This is a genomic window from Cupriavidus sp. SK-4, from assembly GCF_000611125.1.
Classification (GTDB): domain Bacteria; phylum Pseudomonadota; class Gammaproteobacteria; order Burkholderiales; family Burkholderiaceae; genus Cupriavidus; species Cupriavidus necator.
In genome coordinates, this window is the sequence record NZ_JFJW01000079.1 from 13,614 (window position 1) to 22,722 (window position 9,109).

Annotated in this window: 7 protein-coding genes; 4 read left to right on the plus strand and 3 right to left on the minus strand. The window is 66.6% G+C overall.

What is annotated here, in order from left to right; translation table 11 throughout:
- Positions 1-13: 13 nt before the first annotated feature.
- From phnY to CF68_RS17080, 3 genes are read right to left on the minus strand one after another with little or no spacing between them, the layout of a single operon-like run.
- On the minus strand, positions 14-1,477 hold the full coding sequence (gene phnY / locus CF68_RS17070; RefSeq protein WP_035820868.1) for a phosphonoacetaldehyde dehydrogenase: 1,464 nt from the start codon (positions 1,475-1,477) through the stop codon (positions 14-16).
- A gap of 42 nt (positions 1,478-1,519) precedes the next feature.
- Entirely contained in the window at positions 1,520-2,782 is a 1,263-nt protein-coding gene (gene phnA / locus CF68_RS17075; RefSeq protein ID WP_035820870.1) for a phosphonoacetate hydrolase, read from the minus strand.
- A 60-nt stretch (positions 2,783-2,842) separates the two neighbouring features.
- Positions 2,843-3,553 carry a phosphonate utilization associated transcriptional regulator gene (locus tag CF68_RS17080; protein ID WP_010812809.1) on the minus strand — a complete coding sequence of 237 codons (711 nt, stop codon included), beginning with the start codon at positions 3,551-3,553 and terminating at the stop codon, positions 2,843-2,845.
- A gap of 264 nt (positions 3,554-3,817) precedes the next feature.
- Here CF68_RS17080 and CF68_RS17085 point away from each other — a divergent pair, with 264 nt between their 5' ends.
- From CF68_RS17085 to CF68_RS17100, 4 genes are all read left to right on the plus strand, one after another.
- Entirely contained in the window at positions 3,818-4,852 is a 1,035-nt protein-coding gene (locus tag CF68_RS17085; protein WP_035820871.1) for a putative 2-aminoethylphosphonate ABC transporter substrate-binding protein, read from the plus strand.
- Between the two features lie 88 nt (positions 4,853-4,940).
- Positions 4,941-6,053: a putative 2-aminoethylphosphonate ABC transporter ATP-binding protein gene (locus tag CF68_RS17090; RefSeq protein ID WP_035820872.1), complete on the plus strand. Its 1,113-nt coding sequence runs from the start codon at positions 4,941-4,943 to the stop codon at positions 6,051-6,053.
- 153 nt (positions 6,054-6,206) lie between these two features.
- Entirely contained in the window at positions 6,207-7,874 is a 1,668-nt protein-coding gene (locus CF68_RS17095; RefSeq protein ID WP_051591562.1) for a putative 2-aminoethylphosphonate ABC transporter permease subunit, read from the plus strand.
- A 40-nt stretch (positions 7,875-7,914) separates the two neighbouring features.
- On the plus strand, positions 7,915-9,048 hold the full coding sequence (locus tag CF68_RS17100; protein WP_035820876.1) for a 2-aminoethylphosphonate--pyruvate transaminase: 1,134 nt from the start codon (positions 7,915-7,917) through the stop codon (positions 9,046-9,048).
- Positions 9,049-9,109: the final 61 nt, after the last annotated feature.

The following is a 9,109-nucleotide window of genomic DNA, read 5'->3' on the forward strand; positions in this document are numbered from 1 at the left end:
CTTCCTCAGCGCCTCACCCCCACGGCAACGTAATCGTCTTCAGGTTGGTAAAGCTCTTGGCCGCCTCCTGCACCCCTTCCTTGTAGCCCAGCCCCGAATCCTTGATGCCGCCGAACGGCGTCAGTTCGATGCGATAGCCCGGCACTTCCCACAGGTTGACCGTGCCCACATGCAGCGAATTGGCGATTTTCGTGAAATCCTCGATCCGGTTAGTACAGACGCCAGAGGACAGTCCGAACGCGGTGCCATTGGAAATCCGGATGGCATCGTCCACGTCGCGGAAGGTGATGATCGGTGAAACCGGCCCGAAGGTTTCCTCGCGCACCACGGTCATCGACGGGTCCACGCGGTCCAGCACCGTCGGCGAATAGCTGGCGCCGTTGCGCTGGTTGCCTACCAGCAGCCGCGCACCCTGCGCCACTGCCTCATTGACGCGGGCTTCGAACAGCTGCGCGGCCTGCTCGTCGATCACGGTGCCCATGTCCACGCCGCGGTCCATCGGGTCGCCGTATTTCCACGCGCGGGTCTTCTCCACCACCAGTTCGGTAAAGCGCGCGGCCACGGCCTCATGCACCAGCATGCGCTTGACCGCGGTGCAGCGCTGGCCGGAGTTCTTGTACGAGCCCTGCACCGCCAGGTCCGAGGCACGGTCCAGGTCGGCGTCGTCCAGCACGATCAGCGGGTCGTTGCCGCCCAGCTCCAGCACCACGCGCTTGTAGCCGGCCTTGCTGGCAATGTACTTGCCGATCGCCACGCCGCCGGTAAAGGTCACCAGGTCCACGGCGGGGTGCGTGATCAGCTCGTCGGCGATCTCGCGCGGGTCGCCGGTGATCACCTGCAGCATCTGCGGCGGCAGGCCGGCTTCATACAGCAGGTCGGCCAGGTAGAACGCGGACAACGGCACCTTTTCCGACGGCTTGAGCACCATGCGGTTGTTGGTGGCGATCGACGGTGCCACCTTGTGCGCCACCTGGTTCATCGGGTGGTTGAACGGCGTGATGGCACAGATCACGCCCAGCAGCGGCTCGCGCTGGGTCATCACGCGGCGCTTCTTGCCGTGGGGGGTCAGGTCGCATGAGAACAGCTGGCCATCGTCGCGCAGCGCCTCGGTGGCGGCAAAGCCAAGCACGTCGGCGACGCGGCCGATCTCATACAGCGAATCCTTCTTGGACAGGCCGGATTCCAGCGTGATCAGGTCCGATGCTTCTTCAGTGCGCTCGCGCAGCAGCGCGGCGGCGCGGTTCAGGATGGCGGCGCGCTCATAGCGCGTCAGCGTGGAGCGGTAGGCCTGGCCCACTTCGAAGGCACGGCGCACATCGTCAAGCGTCGCCTTGGGCACTGTGCCGACCAGCGTGCCGTCATACGGGTTGCGCACTTCGATCACGCGCTCGCGCACGATCTTCTGGCCGTCGATGCGCAGGGCCTCGGCGCGGAAATGGGGGCTGACGGCGCCAGCGGGGAATTGGGGGGCGTTCATGAGTGTCCTCCGGTCAATACAGTTCGGTACGGCTCGATGCACTCAGTGCAGATGGTTCAGCGCGACATCGAAAATGTCGAAGTTGCGCAACTGGGCCTTGCCGGGGATACCGGCCGTGGCGCGGTTGAATACCAGCGGCACGGTCTGCTCCGACACGCCGCCGTGCGAGCGCAGCGGCGCGTCCAGCCCGGACAGGTCGTGGCGGCTGCGGCTGGTGCCCAGCACCACATGCTTGTCGCTGGTCACCACCAGGTCGCCGACGCGGTCAGGCGGCAGCTCGAAGCGCGCGCAGGCCTCGGCGTTGGTCAGCACGCTTTCCACGCCCTGCAGGTCGGACAGCCGGGCCTTGATCGCGGCCGGATCCGCATCGTCGGGCAGATAGATGGTGGCGTAGGATCCGAGCGCACCGTGGTGGACCACGTAGGGATCGGTGATCGGCAGGATCACGCGTGCGCCCCCGTCTTCCACGCCGCGGCCCAGCCAGGCATCCAGGTGGTCCTGCAGGTAGATCACGTTGGGCGCCTTGGTGGCGTCGTCGTGCTTGGCGTTCATGCCGTGGTCGGCGGTCAGCGCGACCACGCAGCCCAGTTCGTCCAGCCGCGCCAGGTACTTGTCCATCATGGCGTAGAAGGCGTTGGCGCCGTGCGAGCCGGGTGCGAACTTGTGCTGGATATAGTCGGTGGTGGACAGGTACATCAGGTCCGGGCGGCGCGTTTCCATCAGGCGCACGCCGGCGGCGAAGACGAACTCAGACAGCTCGGCGCTGTACACGTCAGGCACCAGCATGCCGACCAGCTCGACCACGCGGTCGATGCCGTTCTCTTCCACCGTGGCCTGGTCGGCCTTCTCCGACGAGAAGCAGATGCCCTGCATGCCATGGCCCAGCAAGCGGCGCAGCTTGTCCTTGGCGGTCACCACGGCGACGCTGGCCCCGGCGTCGGCAAACGCGGCCAGGATGGTGCCGGCGCGCAGGTACTTGGGGTCGTTCATCATCACTTCCTCGCCGCGCCCGCCGTTGGCGCTGCGGTCAAAGAAGTAGTTGCCGCAGATGCCGTGCACCGCGGGCGGCGCGCCGCAGACGATGGACAGGTTGTTGGGGTTGGTGAAGGTGGGCACCACGCAGGCGCCGCGGAAGGCGGAGCCGGCTTCCAGCAGCCGCTTCAGGTAGGGCGCGCGGCCGCTGGCGGCGGCGGCTTCCAGGTAGTCGAACTCGCAGCCGTCGACGCAGACCACCACGACGGGCTGCTGCATCCAGCGGTAGGTGCGCTGGTTGACGGTAATGGTGCGGGCATTGGTGTCGGGCATGTTGGGGTTCCTGTGCTTGGGCGCGATCGGGGTCGGTACTTTCAATGGATACGGTCGGATTCAGGCAGCGGCGCCCTTGTCGGCGCTGGCCGGGTCCACCGCGGCATGCATGCGGGCGCGGCCACGCTCCACGTGCTCGCGCATCAGGCGCGCGGCCAGTTCGCCGTCGCGCGCGGCAATCGCCGAGACGATGGCGCGGTGCTCGCGGGTGGAGTCGGGCATGGCGGCGTGGCTGCCGGACAGCGCTTCGCGCCGGAACAGCGTCAGCTCCTTGACCAGGCGCCGGTAGGTATCCAGCAGCTTGCGGTTGCCGGCCAGTTCGACCATGCGGTCGTGGAACTCCAGGTTCAGCCGCGTGTATTCATCGACATCGCGCGCCTGGCTGGCGACGCCCAGCGATTCCACCAGCGCGCGCAGTTCGCGCAGGCCCTCGGGCGTGATGCGGGCGGCCAGCTGGCGGCCGATGAACTCATCCAGCACGGCGCGCAGTTCATAGATCTCATCGGCTTCTTCCACCGAGATGGCGCGCACGAACACGCCGCGGTTCTTCTCGGTGCGCAGCAGGCCGGCCTGCTCCAGCGCCCGGAAGGCTTCCCGCACCGGTCCGCGCGACACATTGAGCTGCCCTGCCACCTCGATCTCATTGAGCTTGGCGCCGGGGGGCAGGTCGCCCGACATGATCCGCAGTTCCAGTTCGCGCTGCACCAGGGTGGCCAGGGACTGGCTCTGCAGGATGGTGATTTCGCTCGCCAGCGGTGCTTGGCGTGACATGAAAACTCCCGTTTGTGACGGATTGCGCAATATCGAAAATCCTTATTGCCATTAAAGCAAGCGGTTTGTATATTGTCAACAATCAAGACATCGGTGTGGCGCAGATGGTGACGTACGGAGCGCAAAAAATCAGGCACATGTCTTGCAAGTGTTGTAGAACAATGGTTTTACGGTGACTCAATGTTGTGCGGCATGCCCTGCGGAAATGCAACATACTCACCAAATTGACACATATCTCCACCTACAATGCCAGAAGGAGTCCCCATGCAACCGTCCTTCACATCCACCCTGCGCACCGCCGCCGCCCTGCTTGCGCTAGCCGCCTCCGGCACGGCGCTGGCCCAGAAGACCACCCTCACCGTCTACACGGCGTGGGAGATCGAGACCCTCAAGCCGTACGCCGAGGGCTTTGCCAAGGTGGCGCCCGATATCGAACTGAAGTACGTGCGCGATTCCACCGGCGTCATCACCGCCAAGGCGCTGGCCGAAAAGGCCAACCCGCAGGCCGACGTGATCGCCGGGCTGGCTGCGTCGAGCCTGGAACTGCTCAAGCAGGAAGGGATGCTGGCGCCCTACTCGCCCAAGGGCTTCGAGAAACTGACGCGCGACTACAGCGACAAGGCCACCCCGCCGTCCTGGGTGGGGCTGGACGTCTGGGGCGCAACCATCTGCTTCAACACCATCGAAGCCAAGAAGCGCAACCTGCCGCGCCCCGAGACCTGGAAGGACCTGGCCAAGCCCATCTACAAGGGCACCATCGTGATGCCCAACCCGGCCTCTTCCGGCACCGGCTTCCTGGACGTGACCGCCTGGCTGCAGCTCTATGGCGAGCAGGATGGCTGGAAGTACATGGATGCACTGCACGAGAACATCGCCCAGTACACCCATTCGGGCTCCAAGCCATGCAAGCAGGCCGGCTCGGGTGAGTTCCCGATCGGCATCTCGTTCGAGCTGCGCGCGCACAAGACCCTGGCCTCGGGCGCGCCGATCGAGATGATCTTCCCCAAGGAAGGCCTGGGCTACGACATCGAGGCTGCCGGCATCGTCAAGGGCACCAGGAAGATGGAGGCCGCGCAGCGCTACATGGACTGGCTGGCCAGCAAGGAGGCCAACCAGCTGTTTGCCAAGGACTGGGCCATCGTCGCCTATCCGGGCGTGGCGAGGAAGATCGAGACCATCCCGGCCAACTACGAGCAGATGCTGGTCAAGAACGATTTCAGCCATATCGCCAAGAACCGCGAGCGCGTGCTGGCCGAGTGGCAGAAGCGCTATGCCAGCAAGTCGGAGAAGCAGCCCTGAGCGCCTGAGCGCCGTCCTGTACCGGCGCCCTCGCCCCCTGGGGCAGAGGACGCCGGGTCCCCAACAGAACACACCGGGCCCCCACGCCATGCAGACCTCCCCATCCACGGCCGAGACCTACCTCAGCCTGAAAGGCATCCACAAGCGCTTCGGCGGCAGCAGCGGCGCCTTCGTGGCACTCCAACATATCGACCTGGACGTGCGCCAGGGCGAGCTGCTGTGCTTCCTGGGCCCGTCGGGCTGCGGCAAGACCACGCTGCTGCGCATCATCGCCGGGCTGGAATCGCAGAGCGCCGGCACCATCCACCAGGGCGGGCGCGACATCTCCACGCTGCCGCCGATGGAGCGCGACTATGGCATCGTGTTCCAGTCCTACGCGCTGTTCCCCAACCTGACGGTGGCGGACAACGTGGCCTACGGCCTGGTCAACCGCCGCATGCCGCGCGACCAGCGCCGCGCCCGCGTGGATGAGCTGCTGACGCTGGTGGGGCTGCCCGAGCGCGGCAACCAGTACCCGGCGCAGCTTTCAGGCGGCCAGCAGCAGCGCGTGGCAATTGCACGCGCGCTGGCCACCTCGCCGGGCCTGCTGTTGCTGGATGAGCCGCTGTCCGCGCTCGATGCCCGCGTGCGGGTGCGGCTGCGCAGCGAGATCCGTGCGCTGCAGCAGCGGCTGAACATCACCACCATCCTGGTCACGCACGACCAGGAAGAGGCATTGTCGATGGCCGACCGCATCGTGGTGATGAACCAGGGCGCGATCGAGCAGGTGGGCACGCCGGCGCAGATCTACCAGCGCCCGGCCACACCGTTCGCCGCGGACTTCGTCGGCAAGACCAATATGCTGGGCGCGCGCGTCTGCGGCGACGGCGAGCTGCACCTGGGCGGCGTGCGCATGCGCTGCGCCGCGCCCCCGGGCTGTTGCGCCGACGAGGACGTGCAGGTGTTCTTCCGCCCCGAAGACGTATGCGTGCGCGGCATCGAACAGCATGGCCCCAACGTGCTGGAGGCCACCGTGGACAAGATCGAGTTCCTCGGCGCGTTCTCGCGGCTGACGCTGCGCCTGCCTGACGCGGCGTCCGGCGCACTATACGCGGACCTCTCCCTCAATGACCTGCACGAGCTGCGCCCGAACACCGGCGACCTGCTGCGCCTGGCCATTCCCGCTGACCGTATCCGCATTTTCCGCCACGCATGCGCATGAGTCTCACTGCGGCGCCGGCCAATACGTCTGCCACCATGCCGGCCACCGATACCGTCCCCGCCCCCGCCACCAGCGCGCCGGCNCACCAGCGCGCCGGCCGGGCCTGCCAACCCTGGCGCGCAACCCGCGCCGCCGGCCCTGGTCGCAACCGCCGTGCGCGCGCACTGGACCGACCGCCTCGCCCACGTGCTGCTGGCGCTGGCCGCGCTGGCGCTCGCCTGCTTCGTGCTGGCGCCGATCGTGATGATCCTGGCCAAGAGCGTGCAGAACCGCGACGGCAGCCTGGCCGGCATCGCGCACTTCCGCGCGTACTTCGAGTCGCCCGCGCTGCTGCGCTCGGTGTGGAACAGCCTGTGGGTCTCTGCCCTGGCCACCTGCATCACGGTGCCGCTGGCATTCAGCTTTGCCTATGCGCTGACGCGCAGCCGCATCGCCTGCAAGGGCCTGCTGCGCAACCTGGCGCTGGTCCCGCTGCTGGCGCCATCGCTGCTGGCGGCGATCTCCTTCATCTTCTGGTTCGGCAACCAGGGGCTGTTCAAGCCGTGGATGGGCAGCACCCAGATCTACGGGCCGCTGGGCATCGTGGCCTCGCTGGTGTTCGCCACCTTCCCGCATGCGCTGATGATCCTGATCACCGCGCTGTCGCTGACCGACGCGCGGCTTTATGAGGCGGCCGATGCGCTGGGCACCTCGACCGTGCGCAAGTTCTTCACCATCACCGTGCCGGGTGCGCGCTACGGCCTGGTCAGCGCGGCCATGGTGGTGTTCACCTATGCGATCTCTGACTTCGGCATCCCCAAGGTGATCGGCGGCAATTTCCATATGCTGGCCACCGACATCTACAAGCTGGTGATCGGCATGCAGGACTTCTCGCAGGGCGCGGTGGTGTCGCTGATGCTGCTGGTGCCGGTGGCCGTCACCTACTACGTCGACGCGCGCGTGCAGCGCCGCCAGATGGCGCTGATGTCGGCACGCTCGGTGCCCTACGTGCCGCGCCGCAGCCGCCGCTTCGACCTGGCCATGGCGGTGTTCTGCTGGCTGATGGCGGCGCTGATGCTGGCGGTGATGGGCATGGCGATCTACGCATCCTTCGTCAAGCTGTGGCCGTACAACTTCTCGCTGTCGCTGAACCACTACCGGGTGGGGCTGGTCGAGGGCGGCGTGGTCGATTCCTACCTGAACAGCCTGCGCATGGCGGGGCTGGCCGCGGTGATCGGGCCGGTGTTCATCTTTGCCACCGCCTACCTGCTGGAGAAGACCCGCGGCATGGACTGGCTGCGCAGCTTCGTTCGGCTGATGGCGGTGCTGCCGATGGGCGTGCCCGGGCTGGTGCTGGGCCTGGGCTACATCTTCTTCTTCGTGCCGCAGGCCAACCCGATGCACGGGCTGTACCAGACGCTGGGGATCCTGGTGCTGGTGACCATCGTCCACTATTACGCGTCGTGCCACCTGACGGCGGTCACCGCGCTCAAGCAGCTCGACAGCGAGTTCGAGGCCGTGTCCGCGTCGCTCAAGGTGCCGTTCTACAAGACCTTCTTCAAGGTCACGGTGCCGGCCTGCCTGCCCGCCATCCTGGAGATCTCGCGCTACCTGTTCATCAATGCGATGACCACGGTTTCGGCGGTGGTGTTCCTGTACGGTGCCGACACCAAGCTGGCCTCGGTCGAGATCGTCAACCTGGATGAATCCGGCGACATTGGCCCCGCGGCGGCGATGGCGACGCTGGTGGTGCTGACCTCGGCCTTCGCCTGCCTGCTCTATTACCTGCTGCAACGCGTGCTCGATTGCAAGACCCAGGCCTGGCGCCAGGGCAACGACTGACCTTCTCTTATCTCCACTCCTTCCCAATCAGGAGCTCACCATGATTCGCGGCAACGACCCGATCCTTCTGACCCCCGGCCCCCTGACCACCTCGCTCGCCACCAAGCAGGCCATGCTGCGCGACTGGGGTTCGTGGGACGCCGCCTTCAACGCCATCACGCGCAGCCTGTGCGACGACCTCGTGCGCATCGTCCACGGCGAAGGCACCCATGTGTGCGTGCCGATGCAGGGCAGCGGCACCTTTTCGGTGGAAGCCGCCATTGCCAACGTGGTGCCGCGCGACGGCAAGGTGCTGGTGCCGCAGAACGGCGCCTATTGCCAGCGCATCCTCAAGATCTGCAAGGTGCTGGGCCGCGCCAGCGTGGAACTGCCGATCCCCGAAGACCAGCCCGCCACCGCCGCGGTGATCGAAGAGGCCATCCGGCGCGACCCGTCGATCACCCACGTGGCGCAGGTGCACTGCGAGACCGGCGCCGGCGTGCTCAACCCGCTGCCGGAAATCGCCGCGCTGTGCCAGCGGCTGGGCAAGGGGCTGATCGTCGACGCCATGAGCTCGTTCGGCGCGATCGAGATCGACGCCCGCACCATGCCGTTCGACGCGCTGGTGGCCGCCACCGGCAAGTGCATCGAGGGCGTGCCGGGCATGGGCTTCGTGCTGGTGAAGAAGGACGTGCTGGAAGCCAGCCAGGGCAACAGCCACTCGCTGGCGCTGGACCTGTACGACCAGTACGTCTACATGCAGAAGACCACGCAGTGGCGCTTCACGCCGCCCACGCATGTGGTGGCGGCCTTCCGCACCGCGCTCGACCAGTTCCTGGAAGAAGGCGGCCAGCCGGTGCGCGGCGCGCGCTACCACAGGAACTGCAACACGCTGGTGCAGGGCATGGCCACGCTCGGTTTCCGCGCCTTCCTGCCGTCGGCGGTGCAGGCGCCAATCATCGTCACCTTCCATGCCCCCGCCGATGCGCGCTATGACTTCAAGACCTTCTACGCCAAGGTGCGCGAGCGCGGCTACATCCTGTATCCGGGCAAGCTGACGCAGATGGAGACCTTCCGCGTCGGGTGCATTGGTGCGATTGATGACAACGAGATGCGCAACGTGGTGACGGCAATTGGGGAGGTGCTGCGCGAGATGGGGATCAAGGCGCAGGCGCCGCTGGCGGAAGCGGCTTGACTCCTTGAGCATCTTTACCTCACTCGCCTAGCAGCAGGCTCCCCCCCCCCCCCCCCCCCCC

Coding starts and splice junctions, on each gene's coding strand:
- phnY (WP_035820868.1), bottom strand. CDS start 1,477: ATGAACGCCCCCCAATTCCCCGCTGGCGCCGTCAGCCCCCATTTCCGC.
- phnA (WP_035820870.1), bottom strand. CDS start 2,782: ATGCCCGACACCAATGCCCGCACCATTACCGTCAACCAGCGCACCTAC.
- CF68_RS17080 (WP_010812809.1), bottom strand. CDS start 3,553: ATGTCACGCCAAGCACCGCTGGCGAGCGAAATCACCATCCTGCAGAGC.
- CF68_RS17085 (WP_035820871.1), top strand. CDS start 3,818: ATGCAACCGTCCTTCACATCCACCCTGCGCACCGCCGCCGCCCTGCTT.
- CF68_RS17090 (WP_035820872.1), top strand. CDS start 4,941: ATGCAGACCTCCCCATCCACGGCCGAGACCTACCTCAGCCTGAAAGGC.
- CF68_RS17100 (WP_035820876.1), top strand. CDS start 7,915: ATGATTCGCGGCAACGACCCGATCCTTCTGACCCCCGGCCCCCTGACC.